Here is a 24,022-nt window from a genome sequence, read left to right on the forward strand (position 1 = left end):
TGCGTCTTAAACATGAGTGATATTCATGCAAAACCTTGGAATGCTCTAAAAGCGCACAGGTTTGCTATCATCGCGGCTCTTCTGTATCCGTCCTTTCCAGGTAGTTTCCATGTCCGATCGCAGCGTTCGCCTTCAAGCTCTCCAGAAAGCTCTCAAAGAGCGCATCCTGATTCTCGACGGCGGCATGGGCACCATGATCCAGAGCTACAAGCTCGAGGAGCAGGACTATCGCGGCAAACGTTTCGCCGACTGGCCCAGCGATGTAAAGGGCAACAACGACCTGCTGGTCATCACCCGCCCGGATGTGATCGGCTCGATCGAGAAGGCCTACCTGGATGCCGGCGCGGATATCCTGGAAACCAACACCTTCAACGCCACCCAGGTGTCCCAGGCCGACTATGGCATGGAAGCGCTGGTCTACGAACTGAACGTGGAAGGCGCGCGCCTGGCCCGCAAGGTGGCCGACGCGAAAACCCTGGAGACCCCGGACAAGCCACGTTTCGTCGCCGGCGTGCTCGGCCCGACCAGCCGTACCTGCTCGCTGTCGCCGGACGTGAACAACCCCGGCTACCGCAACGTGACCTTCGATGAACTGGTGGAAAACTACACCGAGGCCACCAAGGGCCTGATCGAAGGCGGCGCCGACCTGATCCTGATCGAGACCATCTTCGACACCCTCAACGCCAAGGCGGCGATCTTCGCCGTGCAAGGCGTGTATGAAGAGCTGGGCTTCGAACTGCCGATCATGATCTCCGGGACCATCACCGATGCCTCCGGCCGCACCCTGTCCGGCCAGACCACCGAAGCCTTCTGGAACTCCGTGGCCCACGCCAAGCCGATCTCGGTGGGCCTGAACTGCGCCCTCGGCGCCAGCGAGTTGCGCCCTTACCTGGAAGAGCTGTCGAACAAGGCCAGCACCCACGTGTCCGCGCACCCCAACGCCGGCCTGCCAAACGAATTCGGCGAGTACGACGAACTGCCGGAAGAGACCGCCAAGGTCATCGAGGAATTCGCCCAGAGCGGTTTCCTGAACATCGTCGGCGGTTGCTGCGGGACCACTCCCGGCCATATCGGCGCCATCGCCAAGGCGGTGGCCGGTTACGCGCCACGCCCCATTCCGGACATCCCAAAGGCCTGCCGCCTGTCCGGCCTGGAGCCGTTCACCATCGATCGCCAGTCGTTGTTCGTCAACGTCGGCGAACGGACCAATATCACCGGTTCCGCCAAGTTCGCCCGGCTGATCCGCGAGGACAACTACACCGAAGCCCTTGAAGTCGCCCTGCAGCAGGTGGAAGCCGGTGCCCAGGTGATCGACATCAACATGGACGAGGGCATGCTCGACTCGAAGAAGGCCATGGTCACCTTCCTCAACCTGATCGCCGGTGAGCCGGATATCTCCCGCGTACCGATCATGATCGACTCCTCCAAGTGGGAAGTGATCGAAGCCGGCCTCAAGTGCATCCAGGGCAAGGGCATCGTCAACTCCATCAGCATGAAGGAAGGGGTCGAGCAGTTCATTCATCACGCCAAACTGTGCAAGCGCTACGGCGCCGCCGTGGTGGTGATGGCCTTCGACGAAGCCGGCCAGGCCGACACCGAAGCGCGCAAGAAGGAAATCTGCAAACGCTCCTACGACATCCTGGTGAATGAAGTCGGCTTCCCACCGGAAGACATCATCTTCGACCCGAACATCTTTGCCGTCGCCACCGGCATCGAGGAACACAACAACTACGCCGTCGATTTCATCAATGCCTGCGCCTATATCCGCGACGAGCTGCCCCACGCACTGACCAGCGGCGGCGTGTCCAACGTATCGTTCTCGTTCCGCGGCAACAACCCGGTACGCGAGGCGATTCACTCGGTGTTCCTGCTGTACGCGATCCGCAACGGCCTGACCATGGGTATCGTCAACGCCGGCCAGCTGGAGATCTACGACCAGATCCCGGCGGAACTGCGTGACGCCGTCGAGGACGTGATCCTCAACCGCACCCCGGAAGGCACCGACGCCCTCCTCGCCATCGCCGACAAGTACAAGGGCGACGGCAGCGTCAAGGAAGCCGAGACCGAAGAGTGGCGTGGCTGGCCCGTCAACAAGCGCCTGGAACATGCGCTGGTCAAGGGCATCACCACCCACATCGTTGAAGACACCGAAGAGTCGCGCCAGTCCTTCAAGCGCCCGATCGAAGTGATCGAAGGCCCGCTGATGTCCGGCATGAACATCGTCGGCGACCTGTTCGGCGCCGGGAAGATGTTCCTGCCCCAGGTAGTGAAGTCCGCCCGGGTGATGAAGCAGGCGGTGGCCCACCTGATCCCGTTCATCGAGCTGGAAAAAGGCGACAAGCCGGAAGCCAAGGGCAAGATCCTCATGGCCACGGTCAAGGGCGACGTCCACGACATCGGCAAGAACATCGTCGGCGTGGTCCTCGGTTGCAACGGCTACGATATCGTCGACCTCGGCGTAATGGTCCCGGCGGAGAAAATCCTCCAGGTGGCCAAGGAGCAGAAGTGCGACATCATCGGCCTGTCCGGGCTGATCACCCCGTCGCTGGATGAAATGGTCCATGTCGCCCGGGAAATGCAGCGCCAGGACTTCCACCTGCCGCTGATGATCGGCGGCGCGACCACCTCCAAGGCCCACACCGCGGTGAAGATCGAACCGCGCTACAGCAACGATGCGGTGGTCTATGTCACCGACGCCTCCCGCGCCGTCGGCGTCGCGACCCAGTTGCTGTCCAAGGAACTCAAGCCCGGCTTCGTCCAGAGGACCCGCGAGGAGTACGTCGAGGTCCGCGAGCGCACCGCCAACCGCAGCGCCCGTACCGAGCGCCTGAGCTACCCGGTGGCCGTCGCCAAGAAGCCGCAGTTCGACTGGAGCACCTACCAGCCGGTCAAACCGACCTTCACCGGCACCAAGGTGCTGGACAATATCGATCTCAGGGTCCTCGCCGAATACATCGACTGGACCCCGTTCTTTATCTCCTGGGACCTGGCCGGCAAATTCCCGCGCATTCTCGAGGATGAAGTGGTCGGCGAAGCCGCAACCGCGCTCTATGCCGATGCCCGGGAAATGCTCGACAAGCTGATCAACGAGAAACTGATCAGCGCCCGCGCGGTGTTCGGCTTCTGGCCGGCCAACCAGGTGCAGGACGATGACCTGGAAGTCTACGGCGCCGATGGCCAGCCACTGGCCAAGCTGCATCACCTGCGCCAGCAGATCATCAAGACCGACGGCAAGCCGAACTTCTCCCTGGCCGACTTCGTCGCGCCGAAAGACAGCGGCCTGACCGACTACGTGGGCGGCTTTATCACCACCGCAGGGATCGGCGCCGAAGAAGTCGCCAAGGCCTATCAGGACAAGGGCGACGACTACAACTCGATCATGGTCAAGGCCCTCGCCGACCGCCTGGCCGAGGCCTGTGCCGAGTGGCTGCACCAACAGGTGCGGAAAAACTACTGGGGTTATGCCAAGGACGAGCAACTGGACAACGACGCGCTGATCAAGGAGCAGTACAGCGGTATTCGTCCGGCGCCCGGCTACCCGGCCTGCCCCGACCACACCGAGAAAGGCACCCTGTTCGCCCTGCTCGACCCGGCGGCCAGCGAAGGCAAGGCCGGCGACAGCGGCGTGTTCCTCACCGAGCACTACGCGATGTTCCCGGCGGCGGCGGTCAGCGGCTGGTATTTCGCCCATCCGCAGGCGCAGTACTTCGCCGTCGGCAAGGTCGACAAGGACCAGGTCGAAAGCTACACCGCGCGCAAGGGCCAGGAGCTGAGTGTCAGTGAGCGCTGGCTGGCACCGAACCTGGGCTACGACAACTAACGGGAGAATTGTCTATGCTCTCCACACACAACCTTGTGTGTGGAGGACTCCATGGACGATCCGCTCGACAACAAGCCGCCGACCTTCTGGCAAATGCTCCATAGCGTCATGGCGGCGGCCTTTGGCGTACAAAGCGGGAAAAACCGTGCCCGTGACTTTACCCATGGCAAACCGAGCCACTTCGTGATGATTGGCATCCTGTTCACCGCGATCTTCGGTCTGACGCTCTACGGGGTGGTCAAGCTGGTGCTGCACTTCGCCGGCGTATGACACCGGCAGGCGCGGCCGAACTCAGGGCAGTACGGTTTTCAGGGTGAACGGATAACGGTAGCTGCCCGACTTGCCGCGGGCACTCAGAGCCCTGAAATCCACGCGGTAATCCTCGTTGGTGCTGAAGCGCAACAGTTTCTCGGCCTGGGCCTTGTCGATCAGTTCAAGTGCCTGGACCTGCCGATCACGGCCACCATAGTGGGTAAAGTCGACTCCGTCGGCATGATCACGCAGCAGCACCATCGCCCAGCCACCCAGGGTGAAGTGCCCGGCCACCAGCACGCTCAGGCGCCCGTCGATACGCGCCCGGAGAATATCCGCAGAACTGTTGACGGCACTGAACAGGACATCCCGTCCAGGCCGGCGACCCGCCTTTTCGAAGGCAGCCATGGCGCCCAGGGCCATTTCATCGTTGGCCGCCCAGACCAGTGACGTCTGCGGATAGCGCCGAATCATCTGCTCGGCTTGATCAAAGGCGCGGGCGCGACTCCACTCGCCGTAGACCAACTGCCGCAGATGCACCTGCGGGAACTCCGCCAGCGCCCGACGCAGGCCTTGCTCGCGCAGTTGCGAGGCCGGAGTGAGCTTCATCCCGGCAAAGGCCAGCAAATCAATGGGCTGGCCGGGCGCCTGCAACGAGCGTTGCCGGACCAGCTCCTTGAGCATCAGGTAGCCGCCCTGTTCGTCGTTCTGCACCATGCTGCCCAGCAGCTCCGGTACGTCACCGAGCCGCTCGCTCTGCTCCGCGGTCAAGCGGTTGTTGACAATGAACAGCTTGACCCCGCGGCCCTGGGCCATCCGCAGGATTTGCGGGGCCACGGACTGCTCATTGACGAATATCAGGTAATCGGGAGGGTGCGTGGCCTGCAGGGTTTCGTAAGCCTGGGCGAGACTGGTTTGCGGGTCGCGCTCGCCATAACGCACCGTCAGGTCCATGCCGAGATTGCTCGCGGCCGCCTGCATGAAATGGGCATAGCTGACCCAGAACGGCTCCGTGGAATAACCAGGATTGAGAAACACCACCGTGGTGGCCTGGGCCACCATCCAGAACGGCAGGCTCAGGATCAGCAAGCCTTTGCAGAGAGTCTTCAGCATGTCACCGCGCCCCGGAAAATAGCGGCGTATCATACAGGCAAATTGCCTGTACCTTGCGGCAGACCATCGGAATTGTCCGACAACTCTCACCATAAAAACGCTATGGAATGTAGGAGCGAGCTTGCTCGCGATGGACGTCAACGATAACGCGGGGCCTCGGATAAGCGCAGTGCCCTTGCGTTCATCGCGAGCAAGCTCGCTCCTACAGTTACGGCAGATTGTGCATCCGTGTGACGGCAGGTGCCGCCTTATTTGTGACTGACCCAGAATACAGCGGTGGCCACCACCAGGATGATCAGGAACAGGATCGCCCAGGCATCAACCGTGCTGTCGCTTTTCCTTGCTTTGACTGGATTGCTCATCGCATCGCCTCTTGTCGGTTTTATCGGTGATTGCTGCAAACTCGCTGATAGTTAAGTAGAGAATTGCCCATACCACAAACAGGGTTATGGTTCGTCGACGAACGTTAGTCGTTTTGGTTCTGTGCATATACTCAAACATCACTTTTACGCATAACTGCAAACTGCTATCGTGCGCCGGCTCCGTCAATGGAGTGCGCGGCCGTGCGCGCAGAATTGTTGAGATACCCCGGGGGCCTGGAGCGCCGGGGGTATTTATGAAGCCTGAGAACAGGATCTATATGTACGTATACGACGAGTACGATCAGCGGATCATCGAGGACCGCGTCAAGCAGTTCCGTGATCAGACCCGACGCTATCTGGCAGGTGAGCTGAGCGAAGAAGAGTTCCGCCCGCTGCGTCTGCAAAATGGCCTGTATGTCCAGCGTTTCGCCCCGATGCTGCGGGTTGCCGTGCCTTATGGTCAGCTGACGTCGCGCCAGGCGCGAATGATGGCGCGGATCGCCCGCGACTACGACAAGGGCTACGCCCACGTCAGTACCCGGCAGAACGTGCAGTTCAACTGGCCGGCGCTGGAAGACGTGCCGGAGATTCTCGCCGAGCTGGCCACCGTGCAGATGCACGCGATCCAGACCAGCGGCAACTGCCTGCGCAACGTCACCACCGATCAGTTTGCCGGTGTCGCCGCCGACGAGTTGATCGACCCGCGCCCTTGGTGCGAGATTGTCCGCCAGTGGACCACCTTCCACCCGGAGTTCGCCTACCTGCCGCGCAAGTTCAAGATAGCCATCAACGGCTCGACCTCGGACCGCGCGGCCATCGAAGTCCACGACATCGGCCTGGAGCCGGTGCATAACGCCGCCGGCGAACTGGGCTTCCGGGTCCTGGTCGGTGGTGGCCTGGGCCGTACCCCGGTGGTCGGTGCCTTTATCAACGAGTTCCTGCCGTGGCAGGACCTGTTGAGCTATCTCGATGCCATCCTGCGGGTCTACAACCGCTACGGCCGTCGCGACAACAAGTACAAGGCGCGGATCAAGATCCTGGTCAAGGCCTTGACCCCGGAAGTCTTCGCCGAGAAAGTCGACGCCGAGATGGTCCACCTGCGCGGCGGCCAGACCACCCTCACCGAGGCAGAAGTCCATCGCGTCGCCAAGCACTTCGTCGACCCGGACTACAAGGTCCTGGACAACCAGGTCGCTGAACTGGCCGAACTGGACCAGCAGCACCCGGGTTTCGCCCGCTGGCGCACTCGTAACACCCTGGCCCATAAAAAGCCCGGCTATGTGGCCGTGACCTTGTCCCTCAAGCCCACCGGCGTAGCCCCGGGCGACGTGACCGACAAGCAATTCGATGCCATCGCCGACCTGGCCGACCGCTACAGCTTCGGCCAACTGCGCACCTCCCACGAGCAGAACATCATTCTCGCCGACGTGGAACAGAGCCAGTTGTTCACCCTCTGGGGCGAACTGCGCGAAAACGGTTTCGCCACGCCGAACATCGGCCTGCTGACCGATATCATCTGCTGCCCGGGCGGCGACTTCTGCTCCCTGGCCAACGCCAAGTCGATCCCGATCGCCGAGTCGATCCAGCGCCGCTTCGACGATCTGGACTACCTGTTCGATATCGGCGAACTGGACCTGAACATTTCCGGTTGCATGAACGCCTGCGGCCACCACCACGTCGGCCATATCGGCATTCTCGGGGTGGACAAGAAAGGCGAAGAGTTCTACCAGGTGTCCCTCGGCGGCAGCGCCAGCCGTGACGCCAGCCTGGGCAAGATCCTCGGCCCGTCCTTCGCCCAGGAGGCCATGCCCGACGTGATCGAGAAACTGATCGACGTCTACGTGGAAAAACGTACCGAAGACGAACGCTTCATCGACACTTACCAGCGAATCGGTATCGACCCCTTCAAGGAGCGCGTCTATGCAGCGAATCATTAAGAACAACGCCGTTATCGACGAGACCTGGCACCTGCTGCCCAAGGACGCGTCCTTCGACGGCATCTCCAACTGCGACGACCTGATCGTGCCGCTGGCCCTGTGGCGCGAGCACGCCCACGCCCTCAAGGCCCGCGACGGCGGCCTGGGCGTGTGGCTGGACGCCGATGAAGAAGCCGAGGAAATCGGCGATGACGTGCAACACTTCCAGGTCATCGCGCTGAACTTCCCGGCCTTCACCGACGGCCGCAACTACTCCAATGCCCGCCTGCTGCGTGACCGTTACGGTTACAAGGGCGAGCTGCGGGCGATTGGCGATGTGCTGCGCGACCAGTTGTTCTACCTGCACCGTTGCGGTTTCGACGCCTACGCCCTGCGTGCGGACAAGGACCCCTACGAAGCCCTGGAAAGCCTCAAGGACTTCTCGGTGACCTACCAGGCCGCCACCGACGAACCGCTGCCGCTGTTCCGTCGCCGCTGAAGCTTGTCCGGCCGGGTGCCTCCAGGCACCCGCGCCGGGCTTCAAGCATCCAGCTCCTGCGCTGGGATTCTCTCGAGCACCTCTTCGGTCAACGCCAGCGTCTCCCTGGCCTGGGCTTCCCGCCAAGCCCTGAGTTGATCCCCCATCTGGGCCTCCAGTTCGATATCGATGAACTCATGCCAATGGGGATCACTTCTGCTCGTACGCCGGGCATCCAGCGCGGACACAGCAGCCTGGTGCTGCGCATCAATCCCCTTGAATCGCGAAGGGTTATGCTCCTTCAGGTAGCTGGCCCAGAACTCGCGATCGGCCAAGGCCCGCGCATACGCCGGGGTCCGCTCCCGGGCCAGGACCTTGGCATAAGCCGCGTCCAGATGCTGCTCCGTCACCCGGGCCAACTCAGTAAACGTCATGTGTTTGGGCTGTCCCGGCAAGCGAAGTCGCTCCGTCAGACCGATGCGGTAGGCCAGCCTCACCTCCACCGGGTCGACCCCTGACGCATCGGGCAACTTCAACCGCGCCTCGATATCCGTCTGAGCCAGGCTCTCGACTTCATCCAGGCGCCACAATCCCCGGGACAGCTTCAACAGATTCAGTTCGGTAGTAGCCGGGGTGCCCACGACCATGGCCCTCGCCTGATTCACCAGGACCCGGATCTCCATGTCGCTGAAGATCAGTTCCGCACCATCGGAGCAGGTCTGCGGATGGGACGCCGAGACAAACAGCTCCTCGCGCAGTTCACTGTATTGACTGACCGCCTCCACGACCTGCCAGACCCGCAGGCTCAAATCCTCGCGCGCCTCGCGATATTCGGCGGTGACACTCAGGTCCGCCAGCAGCTTGAAAAAGTCCGCGGAACCTTGCTGCCGATGCAGCAACTGCCATTGCTGTTCTTTCAGAACCTTCTGCTCGGCGGATATGGCCCCCAGCCAGTTGTCGCACTCGCGAAGCGACGTGGTTCGACGCAGGGCATGGGGGTGCCGCCGGCCCGGCATATCGATGCCGAAATTGATGCCGGTTTCGCGTTCGTAACGCTGCAACCGCAGCATGCCCTCGACCGAAAGCGCCGGGTTGTCATGAAGGTGGGTAATCCGGTTGATGGAGACCGGCCCGGAGTAAACCGCCTCGGGGATGGTCGAAATCCGATTGCCCCGCAGATCCACACGCTGCAGGTTGCTCAACCCCGGCAGCCCGACAGGCCAGCGATCCAGCTCGGTATGACGCAACAACAGGGTCTCCAGCTGGCTCATCTGGCTGATATCGGGGGGCTGGACCAGAGGGTTATCCGAAAGATTCAGGAATTTCAGCCGGGTCAGCCGGGTCAACACCTCCGCGCTCTGGCGGTTCAGCACAATCTGGTTGCCTGGCAGGTGCAGATGGATCAGTTCGGACATCTGCCCCAACTCCACCGGCAGGCTACCCAGATGGTTGAAGCCCATGGACAACCAGCGCAACTGCCTGAAGCAGGATAAAAATGAGACTTCGGTGCTGGCGACGGCCATATCATTCATGAACAGAAAGCCCACATGACTGAAGTCGGCGCTGATCGCCGGCAAGTCTCCGACCCGCATGCCCAACAGGTCCAGTTCGTAGAAGTACTGTCCACCCAACCGATTGCGGTTGGACTGTTTTCTCCAGCAGGCCAGGATCGCATCGGCCACCCGCTGCTTGTTGTCGAGGGCCACGGGAGCGACTTGCAAGGTGCCCCGCACACGCCTCCAGGTCTGGCGCTGCACCCATTTATCCAGTGTGGTGAACAACACCTCATACTCCCCCCGCAGGCGCTCGAGCTCCACCAGGCAGGCAGACTCGGGCAGGTGGAGTGAAGTGAGAAAACGACCCACCTCTTCCGAGGAGAACCCCGGATACAAGTCACGCACACGCCCTATCAATCGCTCGGAATACCCCAGGACCCTGCCGACATCGCTCATCGGGTAACCGATGCGCCCGGAGGCCAGGCGCATCGGTGGCCTGAACCTGCGACTGAAAGGCGACAGGCCCAGCGTATCCTGGGCGGCATAAGGATCTCGGGCAACCTGGGCGACAATCTGTTCTTTCAGCCAGGCGCCTCGCTCCGCACCGCGGAATCCGAGGGCAACGCGATCAGGCTCCGGCAAGGCACGCACCATCGCGTCGAATATGTTATCGGCCCTGCCCAGGAGCGTCCCCGAGTGATCGAAGGCGTTGTACTGTCGACCGACCTTGAGAATCACCCGGGGCGTGGTGATATCCGGATCCCCCGCCGTTTCCAGCGCCTCACTGGTAAAGCGCTGTTCTCGCAACTCAATCCGCAACCCCTTGGCCGGCCAGCCGGGTAATCGCCCAAGCGTATGCAGTGCAAGACGGTCTGCCAGGGCGTATTGCGGGGCCAGCAAATACCAGCTCTCGCACACCCGGTTAAGCCGCAACTGCTTGAGGTACCAGCTAATTTCCTCCGAGAACCGTAGCGGCACCCGCTCGCTCAAGAGATCGAGTTCGGCGCTGTTGGCATGGGCGATCAATTCCCGGGCGACACTTCCCGGTAAGCCGGGGAACACCCCGAGAATACGATTGACCCTGTCGTCGTCGGTTTTCTCGCTCGCCGCGTACAACTCGTCGAACAACCATTGCCTTCGCTGCCCGGCCCATTGCCTGAGGCGTTGGCTCAGTACCCGGACACGCCGCCCGTTGTCCGTCAGCTCCGCACCGAACAGCGTTTGACGCTCAGGCTCGCTCAACATGTTCAGCGTCGACTGGAGCAGGTTGCCATTCTTGAGCTGCGACTCGATGATCTGCAACGAGGAGAACTGCTCGCCCGTGCGCCGACCGTACTCCTGCATGACTTCACCCAACCCATTGAACACCTGGACGACCCGGTTTTCCGGCCAGTCGGGCAACGATGTCAGTACCCGCAAGCGCAGATCGCCCTGCTCCAGCGTTCGCGATAGCGCGTCGGGTACCTCGCCGATAAAATCGCTGATGGCCTGGTCGATCCTGAAGCGCTTGATCGTATCGAGCAGCAGCGCGGGCACCGGCTGATTGTCCGCCAGGGCTTTGCGCAAGACATTCTCCTGAGCGGAACAGAACTGGCGGATCTTCAAACGCAGCTGGTTGCCGAGTCCGACCATGGGCTCGCCGAGGCGGCGGAACAATTGCTCCACGGGCCAGTCAGCGACGCGCTCGTAAATCGTTTGCCAGACACCCGTACGGTTGAACCTGAGCGGCACGGCGTGAAACGCTTCGCCTTCCGGGTGCTCAATCTGCCATTGCAGGCGAGCCCGGTCATACCTCACGGCATATACTTTCCCTTCCAGCGGCAAATAGAGATTGTCCTGGAACGGATAAAGCCCCATCGCGTCGGCCTCGAGATCCTCAGGCAAACGGATATCACGCTCATAGGGGGCAAGATCGGCTCTCCACAAGCGGCGCCGACCTCCCGGCGCTTCAACGGGAATCAAGGCATCGACTGAAGACGGGGACAGCGTCTTGAACAGGGCCTTGCCGCCCTTCACCACCACCGCCCCGGCCGCCAACAGGGCGAGGTCTTCGACCACACCCAGCAGATAGCCGAGGGCCTCGCGTTTTTCCCCGAGTTGCCAAGCCGCGAATCCGTCATAGACCTCCACGACCATCTTCACCGCCGCCGCCGCCAGGATGATCTGACCGATTACCGGCACGAACGATAAAGCCAGCGCCAACAGGCTCAGACCGGCTTCGCGGTAGGCGTCCAGACGCGCCTGGCGCACCCGGGCGTCGACGTCGGCCGTGGGCACCGCCAGCAGCCGCGCATGCGCCTTGATCTGACGGTAGCGTTGCTGCTGGAAACTTTCGAACAGATCGCCTTCGATGGGTACTTCGGTCAGCGGGATATATTGGAAAATCGCCGGCACGGGCGGCCAGGTTCGATCCTGGGAAAGCAATCTGGCATTGAGGGTTCGCAGGAACCGCAGCCGGTGCTCCTCGGGGACGAAACGGGCGAAAAACTGCCGATAAGACGGGTCCCGAAGTTTCAGCGTCAAATCATGCTCAAGGAGGAGAAAGTGCCGGTAGTACTTCAGTGGACCACGCGGGTCATCCGGAATATAGGCAATACAGGGTAAGGTCGAGTCCTCCGCCAGTTTCGCGCCGATGACCACCCATCCGCTCAACTCGATATCGAACATTTTCATCCGACTGTAATGCAGGAGTTCGCCACCCAACCTCAAACCTGCCTGCCCCTTGACCAACTCCAGCAGTAAAGCGTAGGTGGTCGCGGTGATCTCCCCCTTCATGTAGGCGATATCGGCGGTCACCGCCAAGGTCTGCTTGTCATACTCGGCAAAGTGCTGTTTTACCGACAAAGCTCCGTTGGCCGACGGCTGACCGGGAGGATTGAAAACACTGTCGATATGCGCCTGGTACAAGGCCCCCAGGTTCAGCGTTCGACAAGCCCAGGCAAAGTCTTCCGGTGCAAGTGAGGTGTTAACACCCCCAGCATCAGCGGGAAACTGGATAACCGCCTTGCCTGACAACACTCCCGACAAGGTCTCGCCAGCCTCGAAGTTCTGCAAGGCCGCCTCCAGCAGCGTCTGGCTGTGGGAGAAGGTATAGAATTTATCTTCGAAGATACTGGACAGGTAAGTAGCATCGACCCTGACAAAGCGGGCACTTTGCAAGTCCTGGTCGCTGTTGATCTGTCTTTCCAGCGCCTGGACCAGAAGTGGCGTACAGAACACATCAATCTTCTGCAACTGCGCCATGATCCGCCGGACTTCATGTCTCGACGTTTCCAGGGCCAGCAGATGTTCGCGAAATAACAGGCGTATTTCCGGAGCGGCTCGGTAGAGCCAACTGGGAATCTTCTCTTTGATCCTATCGAAATGAATACCTGCCTCGGCAGGTATCCGGCTGTACTCAACGACGTTTGTTTCTTCCATGGCAATCAACCTGGATATCCATTAGAGATTCCAGCTTATTGAGTGTTTGCCATGGAAAGGGGGTACTTATTTGAGGGTCGGATGGTTTCTGTCCGAGACGATTGACAGAAACCATCGAGGTAGCGGTCTACCAGAAACGTTGCTGGGTCAAACGACTCCACCCATTGACCAGCACACGCTCCAGCGAGCTGCTGGCCGCCAGCCCGACGCGCTCTTGCAGGCTCTTGCGTTCGGCATAGTGCAGATGGAACAACTCGGCATGTTTTGCGCGGTCGGACAGGTATTCATCGCTGGTCTTCAGTTCGTCCACCAACTGCTTGTCCAGGGCCGCGACACCCAGCCAGATTTCGCCGGTGGCCACTTCATCGATGGCCAGTTGCGGGCGGTACTGCGAGACAAAGTTCTTGAACAGGCGATGGGTGATATCCAGGTCCTGCTGAAACTTCTCACGGCCTTTTTCAGTGTTTTCGCCAAACACGGTCAAGGTACGCTTGTACTCGCCGGCGGTCAGCACTTCGAAATCGATATCGTGCTTCTTCAGCAGCTTGTTGACGTTGGGCAACTGCGCCACCACGCCGATGGAGCCGAGAATGGCAAAGGGCGCGCTGATGATCTTGTCGCCGATGCAGGCCATCATGTAGCCGCCGCTGGCCGCGACCTTGTCGATGCAGATGGTCAGCGGTACGCCGGCCTCGCGGATACGCGCCAGTTGCGAGGAGGCCAGGCCATAACTGTGGACCATGCCGCCGCCGCTCTCCAGGCGCAACACCACTTCATCCCTGGGCGTGGCCAGGCTGAGCAATGCGGTGATCTCATGACGCAGGCTTTCAGTGGCCGAAGCCTTGATGTCGCCGTCGAAATCCAGCACGAATACCCGTGGCTTGGACTCCGGCTGCTTCTTGTGTTTTTTCTCGCTCTTGGCCTGCTGCTTGCGCAGGACCTTGAGCTGGTCCTTGTCGAGCAGGCTCTGCTCCAGGCGCTCGCGCAGACCCTTGTAGAAATCGTTGAGCTTGCTGACCTGCAACTGCCCCGCCGACCGGCGCCGACCTTTGCTGCGTAGCGTGGCCGCGGTCACCAGGACCACGACGATCGCAATAACCAGGGTAACGGTTTTAGCCAGAAAACTTGCGTACTCGGCGACAAACTCCACGGTGACTCCTTACAAAACCAGGCGGCCCCCGGCTGTGGGAGCTCACGACCAATCCAGCATACCGTCGAGGCGGCCTTGCGGCCAGTTGTGGCACCGCCTGAATTGTGTCTCTAACAAACATTTCAAACGAGCGTATGTTTTTTTATTGACAGGCTTCCGCCATCCTCATAACCTCGCCAGACCTTCAACGTACCGGGACGACGCGGACGTGGGCAGCATTTATCTGATTCGACATGGCCAGGCCTCCTTCGGTGCGGATGACTACGACGTGCTCTCGCCGATCGGTATTCGCCAGGCCGAGGTCCTCGGTAAGCACCTGGCCGACCTGGGCCTGAGCTTCGACCGTTGCCTGGCCGGCGACCTGCGCCGCCAGCAGGATACCGCGCTCACCGCCCTGGCGCAGTGCGACGGCGCCGGCCTGTTGGTCCCGCCCCTGGAAACCGATACAGCCTTCAACGAGTTCGACGCCGACGCGGTGATCCGCGCGCTGTTGCCCGGCTTGCTGCCGGATGAACCCGAAGCCCTGCACATCCTGCGCAACGCCGCGCAAAACCGTGGCGAGTTCCAGCGCCTGTTCGCCCTGATCATCGAGCGCTGGCTCAGTGGCCAGCATGACACCCCGGAGCTGGAAAGCTGGCTGGGGTTTGTCGCCCGGGTCGAGGGCGGGCTGCGGCGGATTCTCGAACAGGCCGACAACAGCCAGAAAATCGCCGTGTTCACCTCCGGCGGAACCATCACCGCCCTGCTCCACCTGATCACCCGAATTCCAGCCAGGGAAGCCTTTGAGCTGAACTGGCAGATCGTCAACACCTCGCTCAACCAGCTCAAGTTTCGCGGTCGCGAGGTGGCCCTGGCGTCCTTCAACAGTCAAGCGCACCTGCAACTGCTGAAGGCCCCGGAGCTGATCACCTTCCGATAAGCTCCGGCCCACCGTGACCCTTGGGGTCGTTGCCGTATTTACCCATAAAAGGATCGAACCATGACCTCTGTAGCCCACGCCGTAGAAGCAATGCAACACAAGTTCAACCCAGCCGCCGCCGCCGGCCTGGACGTTGTCTTCGGCTTCCGTATCGACAATGACCAGCACTTCTCGCTGATCGTCAAGGACGGCACCTGCAAACTGCTGGAAGGCGAAAACCCGGATGCCAACGTGACCCTGGTAACTGACGGCGAGACCATGAAAGGCATCGTCAGCGGCGAGACCGACGGCATGCAAGCATTCATGGGCGGCAAGCTGCGCGTCGAAGGCGACATGATGCTGTCGATGAAGCTGAGCGAGCTGTTCCCGACCTGATCCACGCCCGTAGAACAGTCGAAACCCGATAGCCCGCGATGCCCACCCTGGCGTCACGGGCATCGGGTTTCGTGCGTTATATCGCCCCCCCCCCGAGCAAGCCTGCTCCGGCAATGGGCACTCTTGCCAAGCACCGCTTTCCCTCTACGCTGGCCTATCAGGCACGCTGATCATCCTGCAACACCCCGGCCTATAACAGCGGAGCGCGCTTGTAGGCAGACAGGGCGAGCATTAGATTAGTCAATAATCTCTGGCCTCCAGAATAAGCAGAAGGGATAAGCATGACGCTTACTGACCAGTCCACCCGTATCCGCGCCGGCGAAGAGCTGGATGCCGGCTTGATCGATCCGTATCTCAAGGCTCATATTCCGGGCCTGCACGGCCTGCCGACGATCAGCCAGTTCCCCGGCGGCGCCTCGAACCTGACCTACCTGATCCGCTACCCGGAACAGGAATTTGTCCTGCGTCGGCCGCCGTTCGGTCACAAGGCCAAGTCCGCCCACGACATGGGTCGCGAGTTCCGCATCCTCAACCAGCTCAAGGACGGTTTCCCGTACTGCCCCAAGGCTTATGTGCACTGCACCGACGAGTCGGTGATCGGCGCCGAGTTCTATGTGATGCAGCGGGTCGAGGGCATCATCCTGCGCTCCGACCTGCCACCGGAGCTGGGCCTGGATGCCGCGCAGACCGAAACCCTGTGCAAGAGCTTTATCGACCGTCTGGTCGAACTGCACCAGGTCGACTACACGGCCTGCGGCCTGGCTGACCTGGGCAAACCCGAGGGTTACGTCGAGCGGCAGATCCGTGGCTGGAGCGAGCGTTACGAAAAAGCCCTGACCCCTGACGCCCCGAGCTGGGAAGCGGTACGGACCTGGCTCAAGGACAAGATGCCCGCCGACCATCCGACCTCGAGCATCGTGCACAACGACTATCGCTTCGACAACGTGATCCTCGATCCCCACAACCCGATGCAGATCATCGGCGTGCTCGACTGGGAACTGACCACTATCGGCAACCCGCTGATGGACCTGGGCAACACCCTGGCCTACTGGATCGAGGCGGGCGACCCGGCCCCGGTGCAATTGATGCGCCGCCAGCCCAGCCACGCCCCCGGCATGCTGACCCGCCGCCAGTTCGTCGACTACTACGCCGAACGTTCGGGGATCGCCATCGACAACTTCGATTTCTACTACACCTACGGCCTGTTCCGCCTGGCCGGCATCGTGCAGCAGATCTACTACCGCTTCTTCCACGGCCAGACCCAGGACAACCGCTTTGCGCAGTTCATTCACATGAACAAGCTGCTGGAGCAGATGAGCCTGAAAGTCATCCAGTCGTCCAGCCTCTGACCGCGCCTACAACCAGGAAAATCACCATGTCCAAGACCCAGTTGTTCGACCTCGATGGCAAGATCGCCTTTGTTTCCGGCGCCAGCCGTGGTATCGGCGAGGCCATTGCCAAGCTGCTGGCCCAGCAAGGCGCCCATGTGATTGTCTCGAGCCGCAAGCTCGAAGGCTGCCAGCACGTGGCCGATGCGATCATCGCCGACGGCGGCAAGGCCACCGCCATCGCCTGCCATATCGGTGAAATGGAACAGATCAGCCAGGTCTTCGCCGGTATCCGCGAGCAGTTCGGGCGTCTGGACATCCTGGTCAACAACGCCGCTACCAACCCGCAGTTCTGCAATGTGCTGGACACCGATCTCAGCGCGTTCCAGAAAACCGTCGACGTGAATATCCGCGGCTACTTCTTCATGTCGGTGGAAGCCGGCAAGCTGATGCGCGAGCACGGCGGTGGCAGCATCATCAACGTGGCCTCGATCAACGGCATTTCCCCGGGCATCTTCCAGGGCATCTACTCGGTGACCAAGGCCGCCGTGATCAACATGACCAAGGTCTTCGCCAAGGAGTGCGCGCAGTTCGGTATTCGTTGCAACGCCCTGCTCCCGGGCCTGACCGACACCAAGTTCGCCTCGGCCCTGGTCAGCAACGAAGCGATCCTCAAGACCGCCCTGCAACAGATCCCCCTCAAGCGCGTCGCCGCGCCGAGCGAAATGGCCGGGGCCGTGCTGTACCTGGCCAGCGATGCCTCCAGCTACACCACCGGGGTAGCGCTGAACGTGGACGGTGGTTTCCTGTCCTGATCATGAAATAAAAATTCCATCAGTTGAATTTATTGAATTTAAATTCTATAAATAGCCCTTCCTGAAAATAATAATCAGAGGGCGTGGTGATGGACGAGTTGGGAATAGGCTTGATCGGCACGGGCTTTATGGGCCGTGCCCACGCGCTGGCATTTCACAATGCCAGCGCCGTATTCGAACTGCCGCTGAAGCTGCGCCTGGTGGCACTGGCGGATGCCGACGCCCGGCGTGCCGAATCCTGCGCCCAGGCCTGGGGTTTCGAGCAGGCCTACGGCGACTGGCAACAACTGATTGACGATCCCCGGGTCGGGGTGGTGGCGATCACCACGCCCAATCACCTGCATTTCCCCATGGCCATGGCCGCCCTTGCGGCGGGCAAGGCGGTGTACTGCGAAAAACCCCTGGCGGTCGACCTGGATCAGGCAACGCAAATGCGTGACGCTGCCCGACAGGCCGGCGTGGTCACCCGCGTGGGCTACAACTACCAGCACAATCCGATGATCGACCTGGCCCGGGAGCTGATCCAGAGCGGCGAACTGGGGGAAATCGTCGGTTTCCAGGGCGAATTCAGCGAAGACTTCATGGCCGACCCCGCCTCGCCCTGGTCCTGGCGTTGCGAAGCCCAGCATGCCGGCGGCGCCCTGGCCGACCTGGGCAGCCATCTGCTGGCCATGGCTCGTTATCTGCTCGGCGATATCAGCGCCGTGTGTGCCGACACCCGCACCGTCCATGCACAGCGCCCGGCCAGTGCCGGCAGCCTGGAGACCCGTGGGATTGCCGTCGACGACCAGGTCCACGCCCTGCTGCGCTTCGCCAATGGCGCCCGGGGCACCTTCAGCAGCAGCTGGCTCAAGCACGGCTACAAGAACCACCTGAGCTTCGAGATCAGCGGCACCCGGGGCACCCTGGCCTTCGACCAGGAGCGCCTGAACGAACTGCAACTCTGCCGCGCCGGCCAGAACGGTTTCCAGCGCCTGCTGGCCGGGCCGCATCTACCGCGTTACGCAGCCTTCAGCCCGGCCGCCGGCCATCAGTTGGGTTACAACGAACTCAAGGCCCTGGAGGTCCAGGCATTGATCGAGGCCCTGGCCGGTCGAAGCCAGACGGGGACCGACTTCGAAGAGGCCTGGCAAGTGGAGCGCCTGGCGACAACAATTCGCCGGGCGGCCAGGGAGCGGCGCTGGGTCGACGTCAGCGAACTGTAGAACCTGTGGGCTGCATTATTTGAGGCTGGCGGCAACCTTGTTGGCCACATCCACGGGCAACCAGGCCTTCCAGACCTCCGGATGCCCCTTGAGGAAAGCCTCCGTCACCTGGCGTGGCGGCAGGCGCTCCTCGCTCATTTTCGCCAGCGCCTGGTTCAACACATCAATCGGCAGGTCGACCTTGGCGAAAAACGCCAGTATCTGCGGGTATTGCGTCTTGAACGGCGTAGACACGCCAATGCTCAGCTTCGAAGCCAAAGAACGGCTCGGCTTGGGATCGGGATTCTCCGGGTCGGTCAGGGTCTTCCAGGCCTCGGCATCAAAGGCCGGCTCCTGCAACTGGACCAGCTTGAACTTGCCCAACAGCGGCGTCGGCGACCAGTAATAGAACAGGATCGGTTTGCCACGCCGGATCGATGAGGTGATCTCCGCATCCAGCGCCGCTCCGGAGCCACTGCGAAAGTTCACATAACTGTCAGTCAGGCCGTAGGCCTTGAGTTTCTGCTGGTTGACGATTTCCGATGTCCAGCCGATCGGGCTGTTGAGAAAACGACCCTTATCCGGGGACTCAGGGTCGCGGAACACATCCTTGTAGCGGGCCAGGTCCGCGACCCCGTGCAGATCCGGCGCCAGGGGCTTGATGCCACGCTCCGGATCGCCCTTGATCACGTACTCCGGCACCCACCAGCCCTCGGTGGCACCCTTGACGGTATCGCCAACGGCTGCAACCTCACCCGCCGCTTCAGCCTTGACCCACACCGGACTGCGTCCGGCCCACTCTTCGCCAATCACCTGGATATCATTCTTGGCCAGGGCCGTTTCCAGGGTCACCGTGGTGCCGGGCAGCATATCGGTCGGCAGGCCGTAACCTTTTTCGACGATATACCGCAGGATGTCGGTGATCAGGCTGCCACTTTCCCAGTTCAGGTCGGCAAAGTGGATCGGCTGGGGCGCGGCTCGAACCGCCAGCGGCATGGCGCCGATACAGAAAACAGCCAGGGCGCTGGCGAACAGCGCGCGAAATCCTTTCATGGAATCACCTCAATCGCAGATCGTTTTTCGGCGAAAAGTCCGAAAGCCCGGAAATATTCAGTCAGCAGAACTGTAGTCGAGGTTCCCGGAATGATGCGCCAGCGATCAATGAGTATCTGGCGACTGAAGTTGCTGCAACTCACGTCGGACCATGCTGACATACTCCGCAGGCCCCAGGGCATACAATTGCGCCGCGACCCAGTTGAGCCAGGCGCCCTGCAGTTCGGCCTTGCGTTCGAACAACCGGCGGGCCTCGGCACTGGCCTGCCGCACATGCTGTTGATGGAACTCGGCCCGGGTCAAACCCATTACTCGCTGGCCTTGAAGGTCAGTTCGCCCTTGCGCCAGCGCGCGGCCTTCTTGGTCACGTCCTTGAGGGTCTTGCTCAAGGTGCCCTGCAACTGTTCATGGGCGGCAAACACCATCACCACGGTATGCCCTTCCTTGAACACAATGCCATGGCCTTCCGGTACGGTGATATAGGCATAGTCGCCCAGGCCATAGACCGTCAGTTTGATCTCGCGAAACTTGATGTCGAACTTGCCGCCTTCGCGGCTGGGCAATACCGCGGCACGAAAATGATCGCCGACCTTGAGCTCCAGGTGCTGCTTGTCATCGACCACCAGGGAGGTTTCGGTGTCGATCTCGGCGATGTAGATGCCTTCGGCGGTTTGTTCGGTGATATAGACGAAACGCGATTGAAACTGCTTGACCAGCTTGGCCCGAAGATCACCCAGTACAAACAGTGCATGCATATCCAGATTACTGACTGCCAACGAAAAGTCCTCAAACTCGAAAAATGAAGCCGCCCGGCAAGTGTCAGGCAACACAAAACGATCGGTCACCGCCGTCGGTTACTGAATAGAAAGCCCTGATGTTTGCCCGCGCGGCCTGGCGATGCTCACCGGTGCGCAGCAAGCCTAATGGATGCAAGGTCCCATGACTTCTGCGAAGTGTCATCAGCGCTTGAAGGAAAACACCGCATTGCACCGATCACGGGAAACCGGCAACTGAATTTGCGAGGGAAGGCCTTCCTGAAAAAAAGTAATTTCCGACATGCAGGTTGCAAAAAATGCCCTGGATGAAATCAGCCCCTGGACACTGGAAGTGATTCTAGAACACGTCAGGCCATTCGGGCCAATCAAACTACCCGTGAGCAGCATCTTACAAGACAAAAAGTACTCAATTGTGTCCAGTCTGTCGCAAATACCCTGTAGAAGCGCTCGTCGAGACTACAGAATGCCATCCCGCGGTCGATAATCTGGCAAGCGTCATTCCCGGAGTATCGCCGATGATCAACTTGAATGTTTCCTTGATCCCACCCGCCTTCCTCCTGTCGTCCCCCGAAGAGAGCGGCAGTGCCGCCAGCCGTCTTTCGTCCGACCCTTTGCTGGATGGCGACAGTGGCTTGAATCTGCTGGGCGACAGCCTGGCGGCCAATGCAAAGGCGGCGCAGGATCGGGTCAAGAAACTCCGGGCACAGATCGAACAGCTGCAGCAAAAACTGCGCCGGGCCAACGCGCGCCTGGCGGCGACCAAAAGCGGTCATCATCCCGACGCCGCCGCGCGCGAAGCCGCGGTCCAGCCGGCCAAGGCCCAGGTCGCCGCCCTCGGCGCCGCGCTGAACGGCACCAGCACCGCGCTGTTCATGGCGGAAAAGCTGATGGCCGGGATGGTTGATACTACGGCCTGAGCCAACCCCGCAATTTTGTGGCGCTTGAACCGACGTCTTCGCGGGCAAGCCCTGCTCCTACAGTACTGTGGCGGACACGAAGTCGGCGAACAACAGAGAACTGTAGGAGCAGGGCTTGTCGGGACGCCGCACCGCCGCGAAGAGCCCCTTGAGTACACCATCACCCTTTTTTGGGTGCACTTTCCGGCTTGTAGCCCAGGCGCAGTCCGCCCCAATGGCGGCCCTTGACCATGATCGGCACCGACAGGTCATGCATCAGCTCACCCGTGTCGCGGGTATAGGTCTGCAACAACAGCGGCTGCTGGTGGCTGCCACAACGAATCCCCGTACGGTCATCGAACTTGCGCTTGGTCCGGTTGTGCAGCGTGTCCTGCTGCGGGTTACCCGTCAGGGGCTGGCAAAACGCCTGGTTATGGGTCGGCACATAGCCCTGGGGCGTACAGGCGATGGCGAACACCAACCCTTCATGGCGCGCCAGCAACGGCTCCTGGATCGCCGGCAGGACCTGATCGGTGTAACGGTCGAAACGCGTCTGGTATTTGGCCGGCGAGGTATTGGCGATCGGCTGGTACGTCCGGTCGAACAGGTCATCAAGACTGATGCGGTTCTGTTCGATATCCGCCTCGAAACGCGCGGCAATCTGTCCGGCCCCTTCACGGGCGAGGTCGTAGACCCGCTGGTGGTAATCGTCCAGGCCGACCTCGGCCAGGCGCTGGCTGATGGTCTCGGCCTGCCCTTCCATCTGGGTCGCCGCCTGGGTCAGGTGGCGGGTCTGCTGGTCGCTGACGGCCAGGTCGCCGCGCATCTGCTCCACCGCCGTGAACAGGCTGTCCAGTTGCTCGCGGTTGCTCTGTGCACCGCGGGCGATCTCGCCCACCTGCGCTTCGACACTGGCCGCCAGGCCGGCGATATTCGCCAGGTGCCGGCCGGTATCCTCGACCTGCTCCACACCGCCGTCCAGGTCCTGGGCCAGTTGACGGATCTGCTCGACGACCTGGGTGGTGCGCTGCTGGATATCGGCCACCATGACCCCGACCTCATCGGTCGCCGTGGCCGTGCGCCCGGCCAGCCCGCGTACTTCGTCGGCGACCACGGCAAAACCGCGACCATGCTCGCCGGCGCGGGCCGCCTCGATGGCGGCGTTAAGGGCCAGCAGGTTGGTCTGGCTGGCGATCGCCTGGATCACCAGGGTCACCCGCTGGATTTCTTCGCTGCGCTGGCTCAGGGCCTCGATTGTCTGGCGACTGGCATTGGCCTGCTGGCTGAGCCGGTGCATGCGGCCGATGGACTCCGCCAGCACCGTATGCCCTTCGGCGCTGCTGCTGCGGGCCTGACTGGCCGAGCCGAGGGCCTGCTGGCTCAAGTGCGAGGTGGTCTGCTCGGTGCTGATCACCTGTTCGGCACTGGCGACAATCTGCGCGGCGGCACTGAGCTGCGACTGCACCTTGCCGGCCAGCTGCTTGACCGCAAAGGCCACGCCGGCGGCGGACAGGGCGTTATGGCTGGTGGTATGGGAAAGGTCGCGGGTCAATTGCGCCAGGGTATCGCCGCCGCTCTGCACGGCTGACGCCGGGGCCTGGCGCATCCGCAGGCGCGGCAGCCAGATCAACAACAGCGCCAGGGGCAGGCAAACGCCCAGAGACCAGCCGGCAAAGGCCATGGCCGACAACAACAGCGCCAGCCCCACGCTCTGTATCAGGGGTGTCAGCCAGCGCGCCGGTTTCGATGGCACGTCCACGTGCGACCCGACCCCAGGCAGAATTCCTTCTCCAGACATGTACTTACCCACCGTGAGCTTCTAGTTGTTTTTTTGCATTAAACGCCACTATCGGGCCATTAGCCATGGTCCGTTAGTTGTAGGGCGTATGCATCAACGATAGCTGCTATGGGGCGGGTGTGGAGGCGGGTTTACCGACGATGAACGATGACGTGGCGTGACAGAAACACCGCGTCGTCCGGATCGCCGGCAAGCCGGCACCTGCAGGGGGCAGCGATCAGGCCTGGCGCTGATGCTTGTCGATCTGCTCGTGACGTTCCTGAGCTTCGATGCAGTACTTGGTGGTCGGGCTGATCAGCAGGCGCTTGAGGCCGATCGCCTCGCCGCTGTCGTCGCACCAGCCGAAGGAGTCGTCGTTGATGCGCAGCAGTGCCTGTTCCAACTGCGGCAGCATGCGCTGGTCGCGGTCGATGGCGTTCACCAGCCAGGTACGTTCTTCTTCAACGGAAGCGGCGTCAGCCGGGTCAGCCGGGGTATCGAGACTCTCGATGGCAATACGGTTCTGCTCGATACGCTCGTGGGTTTCGACTTTCATCGCTTGCAACAGCTCGGTAAAGAAAGCCAGTTGCTCGGCGTTCATGTAGTCGTCCGCCGGCATGGCCAGCAACTTTTCCTTTGTCATTGATTTCTCTATAGAAAATACGTGCATTAAGGCGAATTAGGGAGCGTTCTGCGCACCTGAGGGGATGCACAGAAAGGCGCCGTCCATTCCAAGCGCCACCCGGCACTCAATTTACGAGGGGCGGCAGTCTAAGGCCGAGTTATCGAGTCAGCAACTGAAATGACAGCAAAAACGTCCGATGCGCCCACACAGGCGCTCTGGCGCCGGTCCCGTGGAGACGTATCGGAGTGTGTTTATAACAAGAAATTC

18 protein-coding genes are annotated in these 24,022 nt (G+C 61.3%); 10 read left to right on the top strand and 8 right to left on the bottom strand.

The window, feature by feature from the left end; all coding sequences use genetic code 11:
* Positions 1-109 precede the first annotated feature (109 nt).
* The gene (metH, locus tag M5C56_RS26465; protein ID WP_103494828.1) at positions 110-3,820 is read left to right on the top strand and encodes a methionine synthase; all 3,711 of its coding nucleotides are present in this window, start codon (positions 110-112) and stop codon (positions 3,818-3,820) included.
* 51 nt (positions 3,821-3,871) lie between these two features.
* Positions 3,872-4,090, top strand: coding sequence for a DUF2970 domain-containing protein (locus tag M5C56_RS26470; protein WP_103494827.1), 219 nt, complete (start codon positions 3,872-3,874; stop codon positions 4,088-4,090).
* A gap of 21 nt (positions 4,091-4,111) precedes the next feature.
* Here the strand turns inward: M5C56_RS26470 and M5C56_RS26475 are convergent, their stop codons facing one another.
* A complete protein-coding gene (locus tag M5C56_RS26475) occupies positions 4,112-5,185 on the bottom strand; it encodes an ABC transporter substrate-binding protein (RefSeq protein ID WP_103494856.1) in 1,074 nt (357 codons plus the stop codon).
* Positions 5,186-5,825: 640 nt separating this feature from the next.
* Here M5C56_RS26475 and M5C56_RS26480 point away from each other — a divergent pair.
* Entirely contained in the window at positions 5,826-7,484 is a 1,659-nt protein-coding gene (locus M5C56_RS26480; RefSeq protein WP_103498877.1) for a nitrite/sulfite reductase, read from the top strand.
* A complete protein-coding gene (locus tag M5C56_RS26485; RefSeq protein WP_100943648.1) occupies positions 7,468-7,962 on the top strand; it encodes a DUF934 domain-containing protein in 495 nt (164 codons plus the stop codon). The genes M5C56_RS26480 and M5C56_RS26485 overlap by 17 nt, the downstream gene beginning before the upstream one ends.
* Before the next feature lie 41 nt (positions 7,963-8,003).
* Here the strand turns inward: M5C56_RS26485 and M5C56_RS26490 are convergent, their stop codons facing one another.
* Together M5C56_RS26490 and sohB are read right to left on the bottom strand one after the other, a co-directional pair.
* Positions 8,004-12,857 carry an NEL-type E3 ubiquitin ligase domain-containing protein gene (locus tag M5C56_RS26490; protein WP_247263370.1) on the bottom strand — a complete coding sequence of 1,618 codons (4,854 nt, stop codon included), beginning with the start codon at positions 12,855-12,857 and terminating at the stop codon, positions 8,004-8,006.
* A gap of 127 nt (positions 12,858-12,984) precedes the next feature.
* Entirely contained in the window at positions 12,985-14,007 is a 1,023-nt protein-coding gene (sohB, locus tag M5C56_RS26495) for a protease SohB (protein ID WP_103498879.1), read from the bottom strand.
* 208 nt (positions 14,008-14,215) lie between these two features.
* On the opposite strand from sohB, the gene M5C56_RS26500 reads away from it, so the two are divergent.
* From M5C56_RS26500 to M5C56_RS26520, 5 genes are all read left to right on the top strand, one after another.
* On the top strand, positions 14,216-14,926 hold the full coding sequence (locus M5C56_RS26500) for a histidine phosphatase family protein (RefSeq protein WP_103498880.1): 711 nt from the start codon (positions 14,216-14,218) through the stop codon (positions 14,924-14,926).
* A 60-nt stretch (positions 14,927-14,986) separates the two neighbouring features.
* The gene (locus M5C56_RS26505) at positions 14,987-15,301 is read left to right on the top strand and encodes an SCP2 sterol-binding domain-containing protein (protein WP_103498881.1); all 315 of its coding nucleotides are present in this window, start codon (positions 14,987-14,989) and stop codon (positions 15,299-15,301) included.
* A 281-nt stretch (positions 15,302-15,582) separates the two neighbouring features.
* Positions 15,583-16,650: a phosphotransferase family protein gene (locus tag M5C56_RS26510; RefSeq protein ID WP_103498882.1), complete on the top strand. Its 1,068-nt coding sequence runs from the start codon at positions 15,583-15,585 to the stop codon at positions 16,648-16,650.
* A gap of 26 nt (positions 16,651-16,676) precedes the next feature.
* Positions 16,677-17,444 (top strand): SDR family oxidoreductase, encoded by a 768-nt coding sequence (locus tag M5C56_RS26515; RefSeq protein WP_103498883.1) that lies wholly within the window; start codon positions 16,677-16,679, stop codon positions 17,442-17,444.
* 89 nt (positions 17,445-17,533) lie between these two features.
* Positions 17,534-18,649, top strand: a complete 1,116-nt coding sequence (locus M5C56_RS26520; protein WP_103498884.1) for a Gfo/Idh/MocA family oxidoreductase — start codon at positions 17,534-17,536, stop codon at positions 18,647-18,649.
* Positions 18,650-18,664: 15 nt separating this feature from the next.
* On the opposite strand, the gene M5C56_RS26525 is transcribed toward M5C56_RS26520, so the two are convergent.
* The 3 genes from M5C56_RS26525 to M5C56_RS26535 form a co-directional block, all read right to left on the bottom strand.
* Positions 18,665-19,681 (bottom strand): ABC transporter substrate-binding protein, encoded by a 1,017-nt coding sequence (locus tag M5C56_RS26525; protein ID WP_103498885.1) that lies wholly within the window; start codon positions 19,679-19,681, stop codon positions 18,665-18,667.
* Between the two features lie 105 nt (positions 19,682-19,786).
* Entirely contained in the window at positions 19,787-19,990 is a 204-nt protein-coding gene (locus M5C56_RS26530; RefSeq protein ID WP_103498886.1) for a hypothetical protein, read from the bottom strand.
* The gene (locus M5C56_RS26535) at positions 19,990-20,457 is read right to left on the bottom strand and encodes a hypothetical protein (RefSeq protein WP_100943867.1); all 468 of its coding nucleotides are present in this window, start codon (positions 20,455-20,457) and stop codon (positions 19,990-19,992) included. Before M5C56_RS26535 ends, M5C56_RS26530 begins: the two co-directional genes overlap by 1 nt.
* Before the next feature lie 515 nt (positions 20,458-20,972).
* Here M5C56_RS26535 and M5C56_RS26540 point away from each other — a divergent pair.
* Complete coding sequence (locus M5C56_RS26540; RefSeq protein ID WP_103498887.1) at positions 20,973-21,374, top strand: hypothetical protein; 402 nt, start codon at positions 20,973-20,975, stop codon at positions 21,372-21,374.
* Between the two features lie 160 nt (positions 21,375-21,534).
* Here the strand turns inward: M5C56_RS26540 and M5C56_RS26545 are convergent, their stop codons facing one another.
* Positions 21,535-23,151, bottom strand: coding sequence for a methyl-accepting chemotaxis protein (locus M5C56_RS26545; protein WP_103497231.1), 1,617 nt, complete (start codon positions 23,149-23,151; stop codon positions 21,535-21,537).
* A 217-nt stretch (positions 23,152-23,368) separates the two neighbouring features.
* Positions 23,369-23,773 (bottom strand): TraR/DksA family transcriptional regulator, encoded by a 405-nt coding sequence (locus M5C56_RS26550; protein WP_100943636.1) that lies wholly within the window; start codon positions 23,771-23,773, stop codon positions 23,369-23,371.
* Positions 23,774-24,022: the final 249 nt, after the last annotated feature.

Origin of the sequence: Pseudomonas sp. MWU13-2862 (genome assembly GCF_023242495.1) — a bacterium.
Taxonomy (GTDB): domain Bacteria; phylum Pseudomonadota; class Gammaproteobacteria; order Pseudomonadales; family Pseudomonadaceae; genus Aquipseudomonas; species Aquipseudomonas gingeri_D.

Excerpts from the sequence above, each read along its gene's own strand:
- metH (WP_103494828.1), top strand. The coding sequence starts at position 110 with ATGTCCGATCGCAGCGTTCGCCTTCAAGCTCTCCAGAAAGCTCTCAAA.
- M5C56_RS26470 (WP_103494827.1), top strand. The coding sequence starts at position 3,872 with ATGGACGATCCGCTCGACAACAAGCCGCCGACCTTCTGGCAAATGCTC.
- M5C56_RS26475 (WP_103494856.1), bottom strand. The coding sequence starts at position 5,185 with ATGCTGAAGACTCTCTGCAAAGGCTTGCTGATCCTGAGCCTGCCGTTC.
- M5C56_RS26480 (WP_103498877.1), top strand. The coding sequence starts at position 5,826 with ATGTACGTATACGACGAGTACGATCAGCGGATCATCGAGGACCGCGTC.
- M5C56_RS26485 (WP_100943648.1), top strand. The coding sequence starts at position 7,468 with ATGCAGCGAATCATTAAGAACAACGCCGTTATCGACGAGACCTGGCAC.
- M5C56_RS26490 (WP_247263370.1), bottom strand. The coding sequence starts at position 12,857 with ATGGAAGAAACAAACGTCGTTGAGTACAGCCGGATACCTGCCGAGGCA.
- M5C56_RS26505 (WP_103498881.1), top strand. The coding sequence starts at position 14,987 with ATGACCTCTGTAGCCCACGCCGTAGAAGCAATGCAACACAAGTTCAAC.
- M5C56_RS26510 (WP_103498882.1), top strand. The coding sequence starts at position 15,583 with ATGACGCTTACTGACCAGTCCACCCGTATCCGCGCCGGCGAAGAGCTG.
- M5C56_RS26515 (WP_103498883.1), top strand. The coding sequence starts at position 16,677 with ATGTCCAAGACCCAGTTGTTCGACCTCGATGGCAAGATCGCCTTTGTT.
- M5C56_RS26520 (WP_103498884.1), top strand. The coding sequence starts at position 17,534 with ATGGACGAGTTGGGAATAGGCTTGATCGGCACGGGCTTTATGGGCCGT.
- M5C56_RS26525 (WP_103498885.1), bottom strand. The coding sequence starts at position 19,681 with ATGAAAGGATTTCGCGCGCTGTTCGCCAGCGCCCTGGCTGTTTTCTGT.
- M5C56_RS26530 (WP_103498886.1), bottom strand. The coding sequence starts at position 19,990 with ATGGGTTTGACCCGGGCCGAGTTCCATCAACAGCATGTGCGGCAGGCC.
- M5C56_RS26540 (WP_103498887.1), top strand. The coding sequence starts at position 20,973 with ATGATCAACTTGAATGTTTCCTTGATCCCACCCGCCTTCCTCCTGTCG.
- M5C56_RS26545 (WP_103497231.1), bottom strand. The coding sequence starts at position 23,151 with ATGTCTGGAGAAGGAATTCTGCCTGGGGTCGGGTCGCACGTGGACGTG.
- M5C56_RS26550 (WP_100943636.1), bottom strand. The coding sequence starts at position 23,773 with ATGACAAAGGAAAAGTTGCTGGCCATGCCGGCGGACGACTACATGAAC.